The sequence below is a fragment of the Parvibaculum sp. genome, from assembly GCF_030694575.1.
Taxonomy (GTDB): domain Bacteria; phylum Pseudomonadota; class Alphaproteobacteria; order Parvibaculales; family Parvibaculaceae; genus Parvibaculum.
On sequence record NZ_JAUYUS010000107.1, the window covers coordinates 1 to 18,580 of the forward strand.

Annotated in this window: 18 protein-coding genes and 1 pseudogene; 10 read left to right on the forward strand and 9 right to left on the reverse strand. The window is 65.0% G+C overall.

Features of this window, described 5'->3' with window-relative positions:
• Positions 1–145, forward strand: a pseudogene (locus Q8S60_RS14945) (transcription termination factor Rho); the annotation flags it as partial.
• Positions 146–199: 54 nt separating this feature from the next.
• On the opposite strand, the gene Q8S60_RS14950 reads toward Q8S60_RS14945, so the two are convergent.
• The gene (locus tag Q8S60_RS14950; RefSeq protein ID WP_305275280.1) at positions 200–1,579 is read right to left on the reverse strand and encodes a hypothetical protein; all 1,380 of its coding nucleotides are present in this window, start codon (positions 1,577–1,579) and stop codon (positions 200–202) included.
• 269 nt (positions 1,580–1,848) lie between these two features.
• Here Q8S60_RS14950 and Q8S60_RS14955 point away from each other — a divergent pair, with 269 nt between their 5' ends.
• On the forward strand, positions 1,849–2,520 hold the full coding sequence (locus Q8S60_RS14955; RefSeq protein ID WP_305275278.1) for a PAS domain-containing protein: 672 nt from the start codon (positions 1,849–1,851) through the stop codon (positions 2,518–2,520).
• Here the strand turns inward: Q8S60_RS14955 and Q8S60_RS14960 are convergent, their stop codons facing one another.
• From Q8S60_RS14960 to Q8S60_RS14985, 6 genes are all read right to left on the reverse strand, one after another.
• Positions 2,521–3,480 (reverse strand): alpha/beta hydrolase, encoded by a 960-nt coding sequence (locus tag Q8S60_RS14960; RefSeq protein ID WP_305275276.1) that lies wholly within the window; start codon positions 3,478–3,480, stop codon positions 2,521–2,523. It abuts the gene before it with no gap.
• A complete protein-coding gene (locus Q8S60_RS14965) occupies positions 3,477–3,893 on the reverse strand; it encodes a GFA family protein (RefSeq protein ID WP_305275274.1) in 417 nt (138 codons plus the stop codon). Before Q8S60_RS14965 ends, Q8S60_RS14960 begins: the two co-directional genes overlap by 4 nt.
• A complete protein-coding gene (locus Q8S60_RS14970; protein ID WP_305275272.1) occupies positions 3,890–4,873 on the reverse strand; it encodes a quinone oxidoreductase in 984 nt (327 codons plus the stop codon). Before Q8S60_RS14970 ends, Q8S60_RS14965 begins: the two co-directional genes overlap by 4 nt.
• Before the next feature lie 41 nt (positions 4,874–4,914).
• A complete protein-coding gene (locus Q8S60_RS14975) occupies positions 4,915–5,541 on the reverse strand; it encodes a LysE family translocator (protein WP_305275271.1) in 627 nt (208 codons plus the stop codon).
• 128 nt (positions 5,542–5,669) lie between these two features.
• Positions 5,670–6,365 carry a dienelactone hydrolase family protein gene (locus Q8S60_RS14980; protein WP_305275270.1) on the reverse strand — a complete coding sequence of 232 codons (696 nt, stop codon included), beginning with the start codon at positions 6,363–6,365 and terminating at the stop codon, positions 5,670–5,672.
• A gap of 90 nt (positions 6,366–6,455) precedes the next feature.
• On the reverse strand, positions 6,456–6,626 hold the full coding sequence (locus Q8S60_RS14985; protein WP_305275268.1) for a hypothetical protein: 171 nt from the start codon (positions 6,624–6,626) through the stop codon (positions 6,456–6,458).
• A 100-nt stretch (positions 6,627–6,726) separates the two neighbouring features.
• On the opposite strand from Q8S60_RS14985, the gene Q8S60_RS14990 reads away from it, so the two are divergent.
• Both Q8S60_RS14990 and Q8S60_RS14995 read left to right on the forward strand, forming a co-directional pair.
• The gene (locus Q8S60_RS14990; protein ID WP_305275267.1) at positions 6,727–7,680 is read left to right on the forward strand and encodes a transcriptional regulator GcvA; all 954 of its coding nucleotides are present in this window, start codon (positions 6,727–6,729) and stop codon (positions 7,678–7,680) included.
• Positions 7,681–7,716: 36 nt separating this feature from the next.
• Entirely contained in the window at positions 7,717–8,310 is a 594-nt protein-coding gene (locus Q8S60_RS14995) for an arsinothricin resistance N-acetyltransferase ArsN1 family B (protein ID WP_305275266.1), read from the forward strand.
• A 6-nt stretch (positions 8,311–8,316) separates the two neighbouring features.
• Here the strand turns inward: Q8S60_RS14995 and Q8S60_RS15000 are convergent, their stop codons facing one another.
• A complete protein-coding gene (locus Q8S60_RS15000; protein WP_305275265.1) occupies positions 8,317–10,347 on the reverse strand; it encodes a thioredoxin domain-containing protein in 2,031 nt (676 codons plus the stop codon).
• 103 nt (positions 10,348–10,450) lie between these two features.
• Here Q8S60_RS15000 and Q8S60_RS15005 point away from each other — a divergent pair, with 103 nt between their 5' ends.
• From Q8S60_RS15005 to Q8S60_RS15030, 6 genes are all read left to right on the forward strand, one after another.
• Positions 10,451–10,735 (forward strand): DUF6489 family protein, encoded by a 285-nt coding sequence (locus tag Q8S60_RS15005; protein ID WP_012110162.1) that lies wholly within the window; start codon positions 10,451–10,453, stop codon positions 10,733–10,735.
• 26 nt (positions 10,736–10,761) lie between these two features.
• Positions 10,762–12,078, forward strand: a complete 1,317-nt coding sequence (gene mnmE, locus Q8S60_RS15010; protein WP_305275263.1) for a tRNA uridine-5-carboxymethylaminomethyl(34) synthesis GTPase MnmE — start codon at positions 10,762–10,764, stop codon at positions 12,076–12,078.
• A gap of 375 nt (positions 12,079–12,453) precedes the next feature.
• Positions 12,454–14,310 (forward strand): tRNA uridine-5-carboxymethylaminomethyl(34) synthesis enzyme MnmG, encoded by a 1,857-nt coding sequence (mnmG, locus tag Q8S60_RS15015; RefSeq protein WP_305275262.1) that lies wholly within the window; start codon positions 12,454–12,456, stop codon positions 14,308–14,310.
• Between the two features lie 15 nt (positions 14,311–14,325).
• Positions 14,326–15,003 (forward strand): 16S rRNA (guanine(527)-N(7))-methyltransferase RsmG, encoded by a 678-nt coding sequence (gene rsmG, locus Q8S60_RS15020; protein WP_305275261.1) that lies wholly within the window; start codon positions 14,326–14,328, stop codon positions 15,001–15,003.
• Positions 14,975–15,937 carry a ParA family protein gene (locus Q8S60_RS15025; RefSeq protein WP_370867246.1) on the forward strand — a complete coding sequence of 321 codons (963 nt, stop codon included), beginning with the start codon at positions 14,975–14,977 and terminating at the stop codon, positions 15,935–15,937. The genes rsmG and Q8S60_RS15025 overlap by 29 nt, the downstream gene beginning before the upstream one ends.
• 234 nt (positions 15,938–16,171) lie before the next feature.
• On the forward strand, positions 16,172–17,089 hold the full coding sequence (locus Q8S60_RS15030; RefSeq protein WP_305275260.1) for a ParB/RepB/Spo0J family partition protein: 918 nt from the start codon (positions 16,172–16,174) through the stop codon (positions 17,087–17,089).
• Between the two features lie 447 nt (positions 17,090–17,536).
• Here the strand turns inward: Q8S60_RS15030 and holA are convergent, their stop codons facing one another.
• Positions 17,537–18,580, reverse strand: a complete 1,044-nt coding sequence (gene holA, locus Q8S60_RS15035; RefSeq protein WP_305275259.1) for a DNA polymerase III subunit delta — start codon at positions 18,578–18,580, stop codon at positions 17,537–17,539.

Genomic DNA, 18,580 nt, shown 5'->3' on the forward strand with positions numbered 1-18,580 from the left:
GGTCGACAAGGGCACGCTCTCGAAGATGTATGTGCTCCGCCGCATCCTCAACCCGATGGGCACCGTCGACGCGGTCGAATTCCTGCTCGACAAGCTCAAGCAGACGAAGAGCAACAGCGAATTCTTCGACTCGATGAATACGTAAACGGAAAAACATCCAGATACGGAACAAGGGCGGCTCACGGAGCCGCCCTTTTTGTTAGGGAGCAGTAGGCGGATTTTCGATTTCCACCTTGATGGTGGTGGAAAAGCGGCCCAACGTATCCACGATGTAAAGCAAGTAGTTGCCGGTGGTGGTTGTATCCGTCACTCGGAACTCAACCGCTGTCAAACTGCCTGAAGTTCCGGGAACGGTTGTAGCTACCACTTTCGTACCGTTGGGAGCAGCTAGCGGCGTATCGGCGATCCAGTCGGCGATAACACCCAAAACGGAATTATCGATGATCTTGATGCTGATCAGCTTTGCGGATTCGCCAGTTTTTGATTTGTTAATTTTTATTTCTGTCGAAGGTAATGTCTTCAGGACCAATTTGCTCGATTGATCCGGGAGTGAGCAGGTCGTGTTGTCCGGACCTTTGTCGATCGTCTCTTTGTGAGCGCTGAGTACCGCTTGCGCCTCGGCGGCAACTTCTTGGAGATGGCGAATCCTTGTGGATGCTTCTTGCAATAGTTCGGTGGGCGGATTCGTGTCGCGCCAAGTATCGTTTGCCAGAATATTGGCGGCAGCGAGATTCGCCGTAGACACAGTGGGAACGACAATTGGTTTAGGCGCAAACCCCGCAGACTGTTGCAAGACAAGCTGAAACGGATTGCGCGCGGCCGCAAGCGGATCGGTTCCTATCAGTTTTTTTTGCGTTACCACCTGTTTCTGAACTTCGTCGATGCGAGGTACCAATTCGGAGGAATAGCCGGAGATCGCGTAACGTGCCGAAAATATCTTCGACTCAATATCCTTGGCGGAGTTTATCGACCCTGCGAATATACTTCTTACGTCACTTTCTTTTTCCGGCTTGGCCTTGGCCGCAAGCGCATTCACTGCCGCCTCAGCCTCCGCGATGGCGGTTTTCAGAACTGGCTCATGCGTTTCGTTGCCGATCCGCACGAACCGTGCGAGGTCGCGGTCGGCTTGGTTGAGCCTTCCGTAATCTCCGAGTACGCAGTTCACGCCCTCGTAACCCAGCAGGAAGACCTCCTGCTCGAGCCGGCTTGTCAGGACATTTGCCGCCACATAGAGACCCCCGCCGCCGACGGCAAGCGCTGTCAGTACATCTTTGGATGCGCCTCCGGTGACGGTGTAGAAAAGTGTGGTGGCGCCCGCCGCTATAACCGCAACGGTCGTATAGCGGCGAAAGTTTTCCTGATCGTGGATGAGGTCGCTGTAGTTTTTCTTCACGGCCTCGCCATAGGCGAAAGCCTGCGCCAGCGATGGTGGAGGCGTTGCCGGCTTGTCGCTGTGAGCTTTTTTTGCATGCTCCGGATAGGACAGCACCGTCTCCTGATGCAGCGGCCCGCATGAAGCGATCAGGAGCGCGGCGGCGATGCTGGTGACGCGAACCGTAAGCCTTGGCTTGTTCCTCATCGCAGCCCCCCAAAAGACTTTCGATGGCGATGTTATGGCGAGCATTAGAGGGCTGTTGGTTATGGGGAGTCAAGGCAAAGGCATGATCCGCCTCCGGAACATTCTTGCAGCCACCGGCAAACTCCAGCGCATGACGAAGGGTGCCGGTGGCTTCGACAACGTGAATAGCTGAGAAAATCCGCCTGAAATCTGCTACCTTCTACCCGCATTCCGTGTATCGGCTCCTTGCCGTCGCGGATGCGGGGCAGAGTGGTCGGTGAGGTGGGGGCATGGACGAGCGCGCAAGCGAGATCGCGGAGGGCCGGTCGGCCTGGGTGAAGCCGCTTTTGCAGGGCGACGCCGCGGCGCGGGTCAAGGCACGGCTCAAAAATCCCAGCGACCACGTTCCCGCCGAAATCGGCGGCATCACCCTCTCCAATGCGGGCCGCGAAATCTATGCCTGGTGGCTCGAGGCGCGCGGCGACAAGCCGATGCCGTCGGCCGGCGATGTCGATCTGCGCGCGCTCGTCGAGCTTCTTCCCTATATCCGCTATCTGAGCTGGGAGGACGACAAGCGCCTTGTCTTCCGCATCTATGGCAGCGCCCTTGTCGAGGGCAGCGGTTTCGACCTCACCGGCCATAACATATTCGGCCCCGGCCATGCCGAGGTCGCCATCGACCGCGCGCGGCTGCAGGCGCTCCACGCGCAGCCCTGCGGGTTGCTGATGATCCGCGACGTCTATGACCGGCGGGGCATGGCCTATCCGTGCGAGTTCATGACGCTGCCGCTCGCGCCCGATGCGGACGGCAAGGAGCGCGTCATCGGTACCGTCATTCCCTGCGAGCTGGTCAGCGAATGGACCGTCGACGTGGTGCTCGACCGCATCCTGACGCTGCGCCGCGCCGTCTTCATCGATACCGGTTCGGGCGTGCCCGACCCGGCGCTGGGTCTCGGCAAATAATCAGTCGGGCGCTTTTCCGGCGATGAAACCGGCAATGGCGGGCACGACCTCCGGCGCCAGCGGCGCATCGGGGTCCGAATAGAAGCGGATGTTTTCCGCCCGGTCGAGCGGCGCGATCTTCAGCACATGGTTCATCTCCTCGACCGCGAGACGCACAGCGTCCGGCCGCGCGGCCGCGAGCGCGTCGGCATCCACCTGCCGCACCTGCAGGTCGTGCGTGCCGCGGATGAGAAGGACCGGCACCTGGAGCTTCGCCAGTTCGGCTGCGGGATCGTATTTGAACCAGGAGATCAGATAGGGCTGCACGCTCGGCCGGTAGAGCGCTTCGAGCTGGCGCGGCACGGCGTCGTCGGTCTCGCCGCGTTCGAGCCTGGCCAGAATTTCGTCGGAGCGGCGGCGCATCTCGGCCGGCAGGTTGCCGGCGGAAAGCTGCTCGCGAAGGATGACGGAGGCGGGCCTGCCGCCTGCCGCGATCAGCACGAGGCCGGCGACCGGTTTCTTCTGCGCCGCCAGGGTCGCGACCAGCGCGCCCTCGCTGTGCCCGATCAGGAAGAGGCGGCGGACGCGCGGCTGCTCCTCGAGGAAGGCGAGCCATGCGGCCGCGTCGTCGACGAAGGTTTCCGCGCGCAGGTCCCGTTCCTCCGGTGCGGCGGCGCGGCTCTCGGCGACGCCGCGCTTGTCGACGCGCAGCGTCGCGATGCCTTCGGCGCCGAGCCCGCGGGCGAGAAACTTCAGGCTGTTGTTGTAGCCTTCGGGAAAGTTGCCGTTGCGGTCGGTCGCGCCGGAACCCGACAGGATCAGCGCCGCATCGGCGGGACCGTCGCCCGCGGGCAACGTCAGCGTGCCGTAGAGTTTCGAGATGCCACCCTCGATCGCCACTTCGCGCTCGCTCCAGGGTTGCGCCGCCGCGCCGGTGGAGAAGACGAACGCGGCGAGGAGCGCGAGCACGAGAGTTTTCATGGCCTGAGCTTTTCCCATCCCGGATAAGGGCCGTCGAAATGCGGCACCTCTTCACTACCTTCGGACCATGTCGCTTTCGCGGCGGCGTGTTCCACGGCAATGACACGCAGGGACCCATCATTATCCAGCGCGCTGGCGGCCAGAATGATCGTTTCGTCCGGTTCGGTGAGGTTTGCGCCCGTCATCGCCGTGCCGCAATGTTTGCAGAAGGCGCGCTCGAGGCCGGGCGACGAGCGGTAGACGCTTAGATGCTCGGCGCCCTCCCACGTCACCTCGTCGCGCAACGCGACGAAGAAGGCACCGAAGGCGCCGCCTGCCGCCTTGCGGCACATCGAACAGTGACAGACGACGATGCCGCTGCCGCGCTCTGCCGCGAAGCGCACCGCGCCGCAGAGGCAGGAGCCCCCGATCACGGGATCAGCACGCTGGCGCCCGTCGTCTTCCGGCCTTCAAGGTCGAGATGGGCGCGGGCGGCTTCGGCGAGCGAGTAGCGCTGGTTCACCTCGATCTTCACCGCGCCCGATTTCACCACCGAGAAAAGATCGTCGGCCATCTCCTGGAAGGCGGTCGGCGATTTCGCGATGTAGTGGAACATGGTCGGCCGCGTCACGAAGAGCGAACCTTTCTGCGCGAAGATGCCGAGGTTCACATCCGTGACCGGTCCCGACGCATTGCCGAACGAGACGAGAAGGCCGAGCGGCGCGAGACTGTCGAGCGAGCCCATGAAAGTCGCCTTGCCGACGCCGTCATAGACGACGGGCACTTTCTTGCCGCCGGTGATCTCCTTCACGCGTGTCGCGACGTCTTCCTTCGTGTAGTCGATCACATGGTCGCAGCCATGCGCCCGCGCGAGCGCCGCCTTCTCGTCCGAGCTCGTCGTGCCGATGACGGTCGCGCCGAGATGCTTCGCCCATTGGCAGGCGATGAGGCCGACGCCGCCGGCCGCAGCGTGCCACAATATCGTCTGGCCCTTCTCGACCTTGAAGGTCTGACGCAGCAGGAATTGCGCCGTCAGTCCCTTCAGCATCATCGAGGCCGCTTCCTCGTCGCTGATGCCGTCCGGAATTTTTGCGGCGCTCGATGCGCTCACATTATGCGCCGCCGCATAGGCGCCGATGGGGCCGGAGCCATAAGCGACGCGGTCGCCCTTCTTCAGATGCGTGACGCCGTCGCCGACCGCGTCGACGACGCCCGCCGCCTCCATGCCGAGGCCGGAGGGAAGGGCCACGGGATAGAGACCCGAGCGGTGATAGGTGTCGATGAAATTGACGCCGATCGCCTTCGCCCGCACCGTCACTTCGCCGGGCTTCGGATGGCCGAGCTCGACCTCCTTCAGCGACATGGTTTCCGGCCCGCCGGTCTTTTCGATGCGGATCGCCTTCACGGTGGTCATGGTCTCTCTCCCCTGTTCGATTTGTTCAGCGCCGCGCCCGTTCAGCGTCTTGTGAGCGCGAGCCCGATGCCGGCCGCGACCAGCACGGAGCCGGTGATCCTGTTGCGCAGCATCTGCGCGCGTTCGCCCTTCAGATAAGGCGCGAGCTTGCCCGCCGCCAGCGCGAAACTTCCATCCGACAGCGTGCCGACCACGACGAAGGTCACCGCCAGCACCAGAAGCTGCGGGCCGGCCGGCGCAGCGGCGCTGACGAATTGCGGAAAGAAGGCGGCATAGAAGGCGAGCGATTTCGGATTGGTGACGGAAATGAGAAAGCCGCGCCGGTAAAGCGCGCCTGCACTCGTATGGCCGCGCCGCGCCTCGGATGGAAGCTCCGGATCTTCGTAAGGCGCGCGCCAGGCGGCAATGCCGAGCCAGACGAGATAGGCCGCGCCGATCAGCTTCAGCGCATCCGCCCAGGGCCCGAGCGCGGCGAGCAGCGGCGCCAGCCCCGCCAGCACCAGCACCATGTGGACGAGGAGCGCCGTCGTCGTTCCCGCCAGCCCCGTCAGCGCCGCGCGCGGCCCCTGACGGATGCCGCAGGCGACGAGATAGGTCACCACCGGCCCCGGCATCACGCAGAGGATCAGCGTCGCGGCAATGAAGCCGAGATAGAGATCGAGAGACACGTACAGCTCCCCCCAAAAATTGTCATTGCGAGCGAAGCGAAGCAATCCAGGAGCGGCAACCACGGAGCTTGCGGCTCTGGATTGCTTCGTCGGCCTTGCGGCCTCCTCGCAATGACGATTGTTGTCTTTTACCCCAGATGCCGCGCGAAGAATTTCAGCGTCCGGTCGTTCGCCTCGTCGGCCGTCGCCTTGTCGTAATGCGCGCCGCCGGGGCGTGCGAAGGCGTGGTCCATTTCCGGGTAGCGGTGGATGGTGACGTGGGGATTGTCGTGCAGTCCCTTCACCACCTGTTCCTGCGCTTCCGGTGGCACGAATTCGTCCTTGCCGGCGATGTGCAGCATCAGCGGCGCCTTGATGCCCTTCGCGTCGGCGAGGCGGTTCTGGATGTTGACGCCGTAATAGCCGACGGAGGCATCGGCGTCGGTATGGCAGGCGGTGAGATAGGCGAGCTGGCCGCCGAGGCAGTAGCCGACGGCGCCGACCTTGCCGGAGGTCATCGGGCGGAGCGTCTTGATGGTCGAGGCGATATCGGTCACGCCCTTGTCGACATCGAACTTGCCGAACAGGTCGAAGGCCTTTTTCCATTCGGCCTCGGTCTTGTCGGTGATGTCGATGCCGGGCTCGATGCGCCAGAAGAGGTCCGGGCAGAGCGCGACATAGCCTTCCCCGGCGAGCCAGTCGCAGAGGTCGCGCATCACTTTATTGACGCCGAAGATTTCCTGGATGACCACGATGCCGGGCGCCTTGCCGGCGCCTTCGGGCTTTGCGAGATAGCCCGTAAACGAGCCTTCCGCACCTGCGATCGTTATTGTTTCGCCGCTCACTCTTGGCCTCCTTCGCTTCAACCGGGGGATGTCGGAGCCGAGACTCTAACGATCCTCATCCGGTGAGGCGAGGGGTGAGCGCGAAGGAACTCAGGCGGCTTTGGCCGCGTCGGCGCGGAGGCCGAGGGAGAAAAGCTTGCGAAGGGCGCCGAGGGGCGCGGCTTCATTGCGGTTTGCCGCGGTCTTCTGCTCGCTGCGCGCCGAGAGGGCAACGTCGAAGGCATTGACGTAGCTGCTGGCATATGTTGCGAGGATGTTCATTTTATTCACCGTTTGGTCTAGCATGTGACGGTGATATGCGCCTTGCTATGGCCTTTATCAAACGATCTTTTTGCAACGCAGAAGTTAGAAAAACTAACATATGGCCCTTCGCCGCCTGCCTTCTCTCAAAGCGTTGCGCGCCTTCGAGGCGGCGGCGAGGCATGGCAGTTTCTCGCGCGCCGCAGCCGAACTCAGCGTCACCCATGCCGCGATCAGCCATCAGATCAGGGCGCTGGAGGAGGAGCTGGGCGCGCCGCTTTTTCACCGGACGGGCAGGGCGGTCGAGCTTACCGAACGCGGCCAGCGGCTGCTGCCGGCCCTCACCGCCGCCTTCGAGCAGATCGGCGAGGCCTGGGCGCAGGCCGGCGCGCGCGATACCGGCGCCCTCACGGTCTCGGTCGAGCCCTCCTTCGCCGCGCGCTGGCTGGTGCTCCGGCTCGGCAAGTTCAACCGCGCGAACCCCGAGATCGAGCTTCGCCTGCTGCCCTCCTCGGAGCTTGTCGATTTCAGCCGCGAGGATGTCGATATCGGCGTCCGCTACGGGCTCGGCGGCTGGCCGGACGTCGTCTCCGAAAAGCTCTTCGAGGCGACGGTCTATCCCGTCTGCAGCCCGGCGCTGCTCGATCCGAAGAAACCGATCCGCAAACCCGAGGACCTCAAATCCTATCCGCTCCTCCACGAGGAGACGATGCAGCACTGGCAGCAATGGCTCGAAGCGGCGGGCGTCAAACACCCGCGCTGGGCGCTGCGCGGCCCTCTCTTCATCGAGGCGAGCCTGGCGCTGCAGGCGGCGGCGGGCGGGCAGGGCGTCGCGCTCGCCAACGACACGCTCGCCATGGCCGACCTCGCCGAAGGCCGCCTCATCCGCCTCTTCGATATCGAGATGCCGGACGAGGAAGGCTACTGGCTGGTCTATCCGAAGGACGGGCTGAAGAAGCCGAAAGTGCAGGCCTTCAGGAACTGGATCAGGGAGGAAGCAGGGCTCGGTCCGCCCGAAGCGCCGAAGCCGCCGGAAATGCTGACGCCCCGAGGTCGCGGCAAGGCGATACGCTGAGAATGGATGTATCGTGAGTTGCCGATGGAGAGTCTCATGACAGGGAAAGCAACAGCACTCGATAAGATTCGCGCGGCGACGCCCGATGACGCGGCTGCGGTTGCAGCCATTTATGCGCCCTATGTCCGCGACACGGCGATCTCGTTCGAGACTGTGCCGCCGGACGAGGCGCAGATGGCGGAGCGGATCGTGAAAATTCTGCCTGTCCTGCCCTGGCTCGTTCACGAGGCCGACGGGGGCGTGACAGGCTACGCCTATGCCGCCCCGCACAGGGAGCGCGCCGCCTATCGCTGGTCCGTCGATGCGGCCATCTATCTCGACAGCGGCGCGCACCGCAGGGGCATCGGCAGCGCGCTCTACGCGACGCTCATCGCGGCGCTGCGGCTGCAAGGCTATCACCGCGCCTATGGCGGGATCACGCTTCCCAACGCGGCCAGTGTCGGACTGCATGAGGCTCAGGGCTTCAGGCCGATCGGCGTCTATCCGCAAGTCGGCTTCAAGTTCGGTGCCTGGCGCGATGTCGGCTGGTGGGGCCTTGACCTTGCGCCGGCGAGCCACGAACCCGCCGAGCCTTTGCCGTTCACTGCCGAAATTCTCCACCGGGCCAGGAAGATCGCCGCCGGTCTTTGAGACGGTTCAGGCGGATGCGCGGGCGCGCCTCAACTCCGCCTCGAGCGCCGTCGTCTCCGTCAGCGGCAGCGAGCAGGTTTCACCGGCGCAGGTGTAAGCCGTCGGTTTGCCGTCGACAGCCGTCTTGCCATGTGCCGGGTGGCCCTCCGGCAGGGCCGCGCCATCCGCCACCCGCATCAGCACGCGCGAGGGGAGAGAGACGCCGAAGGCCGCGCGCGCCAGTTCTGCCGTTTCCTCCCTTGAGCCGATCAGCACGATCTGGACCGGCTTCAGCCGTGTGTCGAGGCTCGCGATGTAACTCCCCAGCGGAAAGATGTTCTGCTGCAGCTCGCCCGCGAAGGCGTGGATGAGTTCGTCGGCGCGGGCGGCATAGTCCTGTTTCCCCGTCATCAGCGCGAGCCTTGCCAGCACGCCGGGCATGACCCCGTTCGCGGCCGGGGTCGCGTCGTCCGCAACCGTCCGCCTACGGACGATCAGCGCGGGCGCATCGGAAGCGGTAAAGAAATAGCCGCCATTCGTCTCGTCGCGGTAATGGGCGTCGAGTTCGGCGGCGAGGCTTGCCGCCGCTTCGAGATAACTCTCCTCGCCCGTCGCCTCGTAAAGCGCCAAGGCGGCATCGGCCATGTTTGCGAGGTCGTCGGCCATGGCGGCATGCTGCAGCTTCCCCGCGCGCCAGGCATGGTGGAGCCGCCCGTCCTTCCTCATCCCGGTCATCACGAAGCGGAAGGCGGAGGCCGCCATCCCGACCCAGCCCGCCTCGCCAAAGGCCGCGCCCGCCCGCGCCAGCGCCGCGATCATCAGCCCGTTCCAGTCGGCCAGCACCTTGTCGTCGAAACCCGGATGGACGCGGAGATCGCGTTCCAGGAAGAGCCTCGCCTTCAGCGGTTCGAGTGCTGCTTCCTCTTCCGCCGTGAACGGCGCATCGGCGCGGGCGAGACGGTTCAATATGTTCGTCTCTTCCCAGTTGCCTTCGGCCGTCACGTCATAGACCTGCTTGAACAAGGCAGCCTCGCCGGGCGTCAGCAGATTGTCGATCTCCGCTTCGGACCAGACATAGAACTTCCCCTCGACGCCTTCGCTGTCGGCATCGAGCGAAGCGGCGAAGGCGCCGCCTTCCACCGTCATTTCCCGCGCCAGCCATTCGACCGTTTCGCGGATGCGGCGCTCGTAAAGCGGTTTGCGCGTCTCCTGCCAGACCAGCGTCAGGAGGTCGATCAGCAGCGCGTTGTCGTAGAGCATCTTTTCGAAATGCGGCGCGAGCCAGATCTCGTCCACCGAGTAGCGCGCATAGCCGCCGCCCAGATGATCGTAGATGCCGCCTTCCGACATATGGTCGAGCGCTCGGGCGACAGGCGCGGCGAGATCCTCGCGCCCCGTCCGCAGATGCGCGCGCCAGAGCAGCGTCAGCAGCGGCACTTGCGGAAATTTCGGCGCGCCGCGAATGCCGCCATGCACCGGGTCCATGATCTCGCGGAGCTTCTCCGCCACCACGATCGGCACCTGCGGCGTCGGCTCGCCCGGCCGCGCCGTCGCCGATTGTTCTTCCAGCGCCTTCACCAGCGCGGTGCGGTTCTTGTAGACCTTGGCCGGCTCCTCGCGAAAGATGCGCGCCACTTCCTCCAGCACCTGCACGAAGCCCGGCCGTCCGTAATTCGGCTCCTTCGGAAAGTATGTGCCGCCCCAGAAGGGCTCGCCCTCCGGCGTCAGAAACATGGTCAGCGGCCAGCCGCCCTGCTGCCCCAGCAGATGCAGCGCCGACATGTAGATCGCGTCGATGTCGGGCCGCTCCTCGCGGTCGACCTTGATGTTCACGAAATGCTCGTTCATCACGGCCGCGACGCCTTCATCCTCGAAGCTCTCATGCGCCATCACATGGCACCAGTGACAGGCGGCATAGCCGACCGAAAGCAGGATCGGTTTCTTCTCCCTCTTCGCGGCGTCGAGCGCGGCTTCGCCCCAGGGCCGCCAATGCACGGGATTGTCCTTGTGCTGGAGCAGATAGGGGCTGGTTTCGGCGTCGAGGAAATTTCGTGACATGGAGGCTTTCGGGCGGTTCACTTGGTTTCTGATTTGTTGGGCCAATGATTTGTTGCGGCAATGTGGGGCAATCGAGCGGCCCCGTCGAGAAAGAGATAGGGCAATGAAAGTCACAATCGATGTCGAACTGACGCCGGTCGAAGCGCGGCGGCTGATGGGCCTGCCGGATCTCGAACCGATGCAGCAGCGGCTCATCGCCGAGCTCGAAAAGCGCATGGCGTCGAACATGTCCTATATCGACCCCGAACAGATCGTGAAGGCGATCATGCCGGTCGGCGCGCAGGGGCTCGAGCAGTTCCAGAATCTTCTCTGGGGCATGGCGCAGACGGCGATGGGCGGCGGCAAGAAACCGGCCGCAAAGAAAGACGCCGGGAAGAAAGAGTCCTAGGCGCACAAGCAACGGATTGATTCGGTTTGGAAACGATTTACGCCCTGTCGACGGCAGCGGGGCGCGCCGGCATTGCCGTGCTGCGCCTGTCGGGTCCGCATGCGCGGCCCGCGCTTGAAGCCCTGACGGGAGGCAAGGCGAGTGTGCCGCGCGAGGCGATGCTTGTCCGTTTCCGCGATCCCGAAACGCAAGCGCCGCTCGATCGCGGCCTCGCGATCTTCTTCCCCGCGCCCGCCAGCTTCACCGGTGAGGATGTCGTCGAGCTTCACATTCATGGCGGCCGTGCCGTTGTCGCCGCGATGCTTCGCGCGCTCGGGCAGCTCCCCGGTCTCCGCGCCGCCAAGCCCGGCGAATTCACGCGCCGCGCCTTCGAGAACGGCAAGCTCGATCTCACCGAGGTCGAGGGCCTTGCCGATCTCATCGACGCTGAAACGGAAGCGCAGCGCGCCCAGGCGCTTCGCCAGATGGAAGGCGCGCTCGGCCAGCTTTACGAAGGCTGGCGCGCGCGGCTGATGCGGGCGCTGGCTTACGCCGAGGCGGAAATCGATTTTCCCGATGAGGAAGTGCCGGGCGACCTGATCGCCAGGCTCGGCCCCGAGATCGCCGCGCTCGAAAGCGAGATTGGCGTGCATCTCGACGATGGCCGGCGCGGCGAGCGGTTGCGCGACGGTGTCGAAGTGGCGATCGTCGGGCCGCCCAATGCGGGCAAGTCGAGCCTCCTCAACCGGCTCGCGGGCCGCGACGCCGCCATCGTCTCGGACGAGGCGGGCACGACGCGGGACGTGCTCGAAGTCCGGCTCGACATCGGCGGCGTGCCGGTGACGCTGGCCGATACGGCGGGGCTTCGCGAGGCGGCGGGCGCCATCGAGCAGGAAGGCGTGCGCCGCGCGCTTGCCCGCGCCGAGGCGGCCGACCTCCGCATCGTCATGGTCGCGCCTGGCGCCGCCGGCATCGGCGATGGTTTCGCGCTGGCCCGGCCGGACGATCTCCGCGTTCTCAACAAGGTCGATCTCGGCGCCGCCGTGCCCGCCGGCGTCATCGGCATTTCGGCGCTGACGGGGCAGGGGATCGACGCGCTGGAAGCGGCACTGGCGGCGCGCGTCGGCTCGGCCTATGAGGCCCGCGAACATCCCGTCATCACGCGAGCCCGCCACCGCGAAGGCTTGGGCGACTGCGCCGCCTCGCTCGCCCGCGCCGGGGCCGCGCTCAAGGCCGGACGCGACGCCGAGCTCGTCGCCGAAGACCTCCGCCTCGCCGCCCGGGCGCTCGGCCGCCTCACCGGCCGCGTCGATGTCGAAGACCTGCTCGACGTCATCTTTCGCGACTTCTGCATCGGGAAATAAGAAGCAGACAGCGCTGCCCCCACCTATCGTCTTTGCCGGGCTTGACCCGGCAATCCAGTAGCCGCGCAGCGGCGTCCCCTTCGTAATGACTTTTCCGCCTGCCGCTCTGGCCCCCCGGGTCAAGCCCGGGGTGACGATTATTTGGATGAGGCGCCGGGTTGGCTGCACCCCCTGTTTCACGTGAAACATGAGGAGTATGGAGAATCCGATTCCCTGCCAATGGCTTGCGCGAGAATCCTCAAGCAGGTGGAATCCTCATTCTCCTTTGTGGATAAAGTTTTTGACGCGGAGGCCGTCAGCGACTATTGCTCTCGCAACACCTGACGCGAATCCGTTGCTACGGGCACAGGCACTTTTCTTCCAGTTGGTTTTTCCATGACGCGCGACTTCGATGTGATCGTGATCGGCGGCGGCCATGCGGGCTGCGAGGCGGCGTCGGCTGCCGCGCGGGCCGGTGCGCGTACCGCCCTCGTCACGCACAAGCTCGCGACCATCGGCGAGATGTCCTGCAACCCGGCCATTGGCGGTCTCGGCAAGGGTCATCTGGTGCGCGAGGTCGATGCGCTGGACGGGCTGATGGGCCGGGTCGCCGATCAGGCGGGCATCCAGTTCCGCCTGCTCAACCGGCGCAAGGGCCCTGCCGTGCGCGGGCCCCGCGCCCAGGCCGACCGCAAGCTCTATCGCGCCGCCATGCAGGAGGCGATCCTCAACCACCGCAATCTCGAGGTGATCGAGGGCGGCGTCTCCGATCTCATCGTCGAGGACGGCCATGTCGCCGGTGTCGTCACGGAGGATGGCCGCCAGTTCCGCTCGCGCCGCGTCGTCCTCACCACGGGTACGTTTCTGCGCGGAGTGATTCATCTTGGCACACAGCGCATTCCCGCGGGCCGGGTAGGGGAAGCCCCCGCGCTCGGCCTGTCCGACCGGCTCTACGGTCTCGGCTTCCAGCTCGGCCGGCTGAAGACGGGGACGCCGCCGCGCCTCGCGGGCGACAGCATCGACTGGGGCTCGCTCGAAGTGCAGCCGGGCGACAATCCGCCCGTGCCCTTCTCCTTCCTGACGGCGGAAATCACGACGCGACAGGTGCCCTGCCATATCACCCGCACCACGGCGGCCGGTCACCGGATCATCGAGGACAATCTCCATGTCTCGCCGGTCTATTCCGGTCAGATCGAAGGCGTCGGTCCGCGCTACTGCCCTTCCATCGAGGACAAGGTGGTCCGCTTCAAGGAGCGCGACAGCCACCAGATATTCCTTGAGCCGGAAGGGCTCGACGACGACACGATCTATCCGAACGGTATTTCCACGGCGCTCCCGGAGGAGGTGCAGCTTGCCTTCCTCAAGACCATCCCCGGCCTCGAGAATGTCGTCATGCGCCGCGCCGGCTATGCCATCGAGTACGACTATATCGACCCGCGCGAACTCCGCCCGACGCTGGAGACGAAGCGGCTTGGCGGACTCTACCTCGCCGGCCAGATCAACGGCACCACGGGCTACGAGGAAGCCGCGGCTCAAGGCCTGATCGCCGGTCTCAACGCGGCGCTGGCGGAGCGGGGGGCCGATCCCTTCATCCTCGACCGGGCGCAGGCCTATATGGGCGTGATGGTGGATGATCTCATCACCCGCGGCGTCAGCGAGCCCTATCGCATGTTCACCTCGCGGGCCGAGTACCGGCTGACGCTCAGGGCCGACAATGCCGACCAGCGTTTGACGGCGGCGGGCATTGGCGCGGGCGTGGTGGGCGAGGCGCGGGCTGTGGCCTATGAGGCCAAGGCGAGGGCGCTGGAGGCCGCGCGGGTGCTTTGCGATGGTCTGCGGCTCAGCCCGACGGAGCTCGTGAGGCGCGGTCTCAAGGTCAACCAGGACGGGGTGGCCCGCACGGCCATGGATTTGCTTGCCTACCCGGATGTCGATGCCGGGGTGCTGGCAGGCGTCTGGCCGGAACTCGCCGCTCTGGAGCCCGAGATTGCCGAGCAGATGGGGATCGAAGCGCAGTATGCCGGCTATCTCGACCGGCAGGATGCCGATATCAGGGCGTTCCGCCGCGATGAGGGCCTGCGGCTGCCGGCGGAGATCGACTATGCCTCGGTGCTCGGCCTTTCCCATGAGGTCCGGCAGAAGCTTGCCAAGGCCCGTCCGGCCACGCTGGGGCAGGCGGCGAGGGTGGATGGCGTCACGCCGGCAGCCCTCACGACCTTAATGATTCACGTGAAACAAAAGCGCAGTGCTTGAGGCACTATAGCTGGTATGACCCAACATATAGTGTCCGGTGGCCCCCAAGTCGTTGATGCGGAATCCTTTTCCGCCCTGACGAATGTTTCACGTGAAACACTGGACCGGCTCCTCACCTATGAGGCGCTGCTGCGGAAGTGGCAGAAATCCATCAATCTCGTCTCGGCGGCCACTCTGCCGGAGCTTTGGCGCCGCCATATGCTCGATTCCGCCCAGCTTGCCGGGCTCGCGCCCGAAAGCGCCCGGCGCTGGATCGACCTCGGCAGCGGCGGCGGCTTCCCGGGCCTCGTCATCGCCATCCTGCTGAGGGAGCGGCCCGGCTTTCATATGCATCTGGTGGAGAGCGACCAGCGGAAATGCGTCTTTCTGCGGGAGGTCGCCCGCGTCACGGACGCGCCCGTGACGGTCCATGCCGCCCGGATCGAGACCTTTGCGGAAGGGGTCGAGCCGGCCGATGTCGTCTCCGCCCGCGCCCTGGCGCCGCTCGACCGGCTGTTCGGCTGGGCCGCGCCCCTGTTCGGGCCGGACACGATTGGCCTGTTTTTGAAGGGGCAGGGCGTCCAGGACGAATTGACCTTGGCCCGGGAAAGTTGGATATTCGATGCAGAACTTTCCCCCAGCCAGTCGGACCCCCAGGGTTCCGTGCTGAAGGTTAGAGGCCTGCATGGACCAGATGGAAAATCCCGCGCCTGAAAGCGACCCTATCGCCAAGGCATTGACGGCGGCCACCGGCAATGAAACGCCGCGTCCCGCCAGCACTACCTCGGGACTACTTGCTCCGTCCACGGATCGTCCGCGCATCCTCGTCGTCGCCAACCAGAAAGGCGGCGTCGGCAAGACCACCACGGCCATCAATCTCGGTACGGCGCTGGCTGCCGTCGGCGAGCGCGTGCTGATCGTCGATCTCGATCCGCAAGGCAATGCCAGCACCGGCCTCGGCATCGGCCGCGCCGAGCGCAAGGTCTCCGCTTACGATGTGCTGATCGGCGCCGCGCTCATCGAAGATGCGGTCGTGCCGACAAAAGTCCCCGGCCTCGATATTGTTCCGTCCACGATGGATCTGCTCGGCGCCGAACTCGAACTCGCTTCGGTGCCGCGCCGCTCGCATCGCCTGCGCGACGCGCTGGCGCGGATGCCGCGCAACGGCAAGCAGCGCGAGACGAGCGAAGCCGAAGCGCAGATGACCATGCGGTCCTACTCCTATCTGCTGATCGATTGCCCACCCTCGCTGAACCTGCTCACCATCAATGCGATGACGGCGGCGGATGCGATCCTGGTGCCGCTGCAATGTGAGTTCTTCGCGCTGGAAGGGTTGAGCCAGTTGCTCCGCACGGTCGAGCGCGTCAAGACCAGCCTCAATCCGCGGCTCGAAATTCAGGGCATCGTGCTCACCATGTTCGATCAGCGCAACAAGCTGTCGGACCAGGTGGCGTCCGACGTGCGCACCCATCTCGGCGACAAGGTCTACCGCACGGTGATCCCGCGCAACGTCCGCATCTCGGAAGCGCCGTCCTATGGCAAGCCGGCGCTGGTCTATGACCATCGCTGCGCGGGCAGCAAAGCCTATATGAAGCTGGCGGCGGAGATGATCCAGCGCGAGCGGGCGCTGCGCCGGACCGCCGCCTGAGGGTTTTGAAATCCGGCGGCGAAAGCGACCTTAAGAACGCCGGTTAACAGATTGAAATGATTCGGATTAGTGGCCATACCCGGTAGTGATTATGGCAAGTGCGTCAACCAAAAGTCTCCGCTTTCATAGAGATTCTGGAAAGTAGTGCCTCGCATATCGGCCCTACCACATATAGAAGCAGCGCTGTTCCGGCCGCCGGAAAGCGGCAAGGAAAAGACAAGGAAAAAGGAAGTCATGGCAATGGTAGAGGAAACTCCGAGCCGGCTTGGACGCGGTCTCGCGGCGCTGATCGGCGACGACACGGCTTTCTCCCTCGGCGACCGCGAGACGCAGGCGCCGCGCGGCGTCCGTGAAGTCCCGATCGAATTCCTGCGCGCCAATCCGTTCCAGCCGCGCCATACGTTCCGCACCGAGGATCTCGACGACCTCGCGAACTCGATCCGCGAGAAGGGCATCCTGCAGCCCATCGTCGTCCGGCCGCTCGGCGACAACAGCTTCGAGATCGTCGCGGGCGAACGCCGCTGGCGCGCCGCGCAGCTTGCGCAGCTCCACCAGGTGCCGGTGATCGTCAAGGAACTGACGGATGCCGAGTCGCTCGAAATCGCGATCATCGAAAATGTGCAGCGCGCCGATCTCAACGCCGTCGAAGAGGCCGCCGGTTACGAGCGCCTGATGCAGCAGTTCCATTACACGCAGGAACAGCTCTCGAAGATGATCGGCAAGAGCCGGTCCCATGTCGCCAACACGCTCCGCCTGCTCGCCCTGCCGCAGGGCGTCCGCTCGCTGATCGAGGAGGGCAAGCTCTCCGCCGGTCAGGCCCGTCCGCTGATCGGCCATGACGACGCCGAGAGCTTCGCGCGCGAGATCGTCGCCAAGGGGTTGTCCGCGCGCGAGGCCGAGGCGCTGACCCGCAAGCCGGATGCCGGCGGTCCGGCCGCCTCCTCCACCAAGCCCAAGGCGCTGCCGAAAGCGGAGAAGGATGCCGACACGCTGGCGCTGGAGAAAAACATCTCCGACCAGCTCGGCCTCAAGGTCGAGATCTCGTTCTCGGGCGACAAGGGCGGCGAGGTCAGGATCGCCTACAAGACCCTCGAACAGCTCGACGAAATCTGCCGCCGCCTCGCCGGCCGCACCGCCCAGAAGATGACCTGAGTAAACTTTCCGGGTACGGAGGAGTCTGTCCGTCCTTCCTTCCCACCCTCCCCCTGTGGGAGGGTCAAACGGCTGCAAGCCGTTTGGGGAGGGGTTCTCCGTTTTCGACAAAGGGAGGACTTCCGGTTATGCGCCGCTTTCTCCCGCTTACCCCTCCCCGAAATTCGCTGCGCAAATTTCGACCCTCCCACAGGGGGAGGGTGGGAAGAAGAAAGCGGGGAGAAATTCCGTTCCCCCTTATCCCCTCTGTCACCCATCCGCATCGCCGCGCTGTGACAAAAGAAATCCCCGCTGTGGCCGGAATGCCGTTGCAGAGTTGCACGGGGGTGTGGCGCGGCAGCACGAGCAGACCGCGCGAGGGCAGGGCGCATGCCCGCGAAACGCCCCATGACATTTTCATGACAGTTCGATGACAGAAGGGTGTTTTGAGGTATCCCGATACCCCAATCAGCGCCTCGCCGCGCGTGCTCCCTGCGCAATCCGGAGCAGCGTCTGGCCGCAGATCGCGACGTCCGGCTGGCCCGTCGATTTGCACTGGCCCTCCGCTTCGAGGGCGAGCGCCAGCGCCCGGTCGAGGCGCTTCCGGTTCCATAATTTCATTTGTCTTTGTACGGCGCTTTTCCGGCTGAAGTGAACGGGCGGCCTGAAGCCGCGCATCGCGCCCTCGGCATCGCTTCCCGTTTCAAGACGCGCCGCCGCCAGATGCATCTGCATGAGATGACGCGACAAGGCGTTGAGGATCGCGATGGCATTCGTCTCCGCCGCGCGGGCGCGGGCCAGCGCCACGTCGAGCCCCTCGAGATCGCCGCCCATCGCCGCGTCGATCACCTCGTCGAGGTTCGAGCCCGCATTGTCGCCAACGCTTGCGCGCGCGTCGTCGAGCGTCACCGCGCGCTTCTCGGCCGGCTTGCCGGGGCCCGCATAGAGAATGAGTTTCTCCAACTCGTTCTGCGTCACGCCGCGATCGGAACCGAGATGGTCGCGCAGATATTCGAGCGCGGCGGGCTCGGGCACCAGGCCTTCGCTCGCAAGCCGCGTGCGGATGACGGTTTCCAGCGCGCCGGCATCGTCGGCGTAGCAGGCAATGGCGGCGGCGTTCGCCGCGCTCTCGAACAGCAGGCGCAAGGCGGAGCGCGGCGTGAGTTCGCCTGCCTCCACCAGCACAAGCGCGTCGCCCGCAGGATTGTCGAGAAAGCTTTCGAATATCTTCGCCGTGCCGTCGGACGCGCCCCGCACGCGAACGACCCGCCGCCCGCCGAGCATGGCGATGGAAGCGGCTTCGTCGGAAAGCCGCGCCGGATCCTGCTTCAGGTCGCCGTCGGTGAGGTCGGAAATGCGGAACGGATCGGCGGGATCGTCCACCACCGTCTTCGTCATGGTCTTGATCCGCTCACGGACCAATCCGGCATCGGGGCCATAGACAAGCACGGCCACGGCTTTGGGGTCGGGCTTTGCTGTGAAACGGTCGGCTTCCCGGGGGGCGATCTTCAC

Excerpts from the sequence above, each read along its gene's own strand:
- Q8S60_RS14960 (WP_305275276.1), bottom strand. The coding sequence starts at position 3,480 with ATGAAAACTCTCGTGCTCGCGCTCCTCGCCGCGTTCGTCTTCTCCACC.
- rsmG (WP_305275261.1), top strand. The coding sequence starts at position 14,326 with ATGACCCAACATATAGTGTCCGGTGGCCCCCAAGTCGTTGATGCGGAA.
- Q8S60_RS14990 (WP_305275267.1), top strand. The coding sequence starts at position 6,727 with ATGGCCCTTCGCCGCCTGCCTTCTCTCAAAGCGTTGCGCGCCTTCGAG.
- Q8S60_RS15000 (WP_305275265.1), bottom strand. The coding sequence starts at position 10,347 with ATGTCACGAAATTTCCTCGACGCCGAAACCAGCCCCTATCTGCTCCAG.
- Q8S60_RS14995 (WP_305275266.1), top strand. The coding sequence starts at position 7,717 with ATGACAGGGAAAGCAACAGCACTCGATAAGATTCGCGCGGCGACGCCC.
- Q8S60_RS15005 (WP_012110162.1), top strand. The coding sequence starts at position 10,451 with ATGAAAGTCACAATCGATGTCGAACTGACGCCGGTCGAAGCGCGGCGG.
- Q8S60_RS15025 (WP_370867246.1), top strand. The coding sequence starts at position 14,975 with ATGGACCAGATGGAAAATCCCGCGCCTGAAAGCGACCCTATCGCCAAG.
- Q8S60_RS14950 (WP_305275280.1), bottom strand. The coding sequence starts at position 1,579 with ATGAGGAACAAGCCAAGGCTTACGGTTCGCGTCACCAGCATCGCCGCC.
- Q8S60_RS14955 (WP_305275278.1), top strand. The coding sequence starts at position 1,849 with ATGGACGAGCGCGCAAGCGAGATCGCGGAGGGCCGGTCGGCCTGGGTG.
- mnmG (WP_305275262.1), top strand. The coding sequence starts at position 12,454 with ATGACGCGCGACTTCGATGTGATCGTGATCGGCGGCGGCCATGCGGGC.
- Q8S60_RS14985 (WP_305275268.1), bottom strand. The coding sequence starts at position 6,626 with ATGAACATCCTCGCAACATATGCCAGCAGCTACGTCAATGCCTTCGAC.
- Q8S60_RS14970 (WP_305275272.1), bottom strand. The coding sequence starts at position 4,873 with ATGACCACCGTGAAGGCGATCCGCATCGAAAAGACCGGCGGGCCGGAA.
- Q8S60_RS15030 (WP_305275260.1), top strand. The coding sequence starts at position 16,172 with ATGGCAATGGTAGAGGAAACTCCGAGCCGGCTTGGACGCGGTCTCGCG.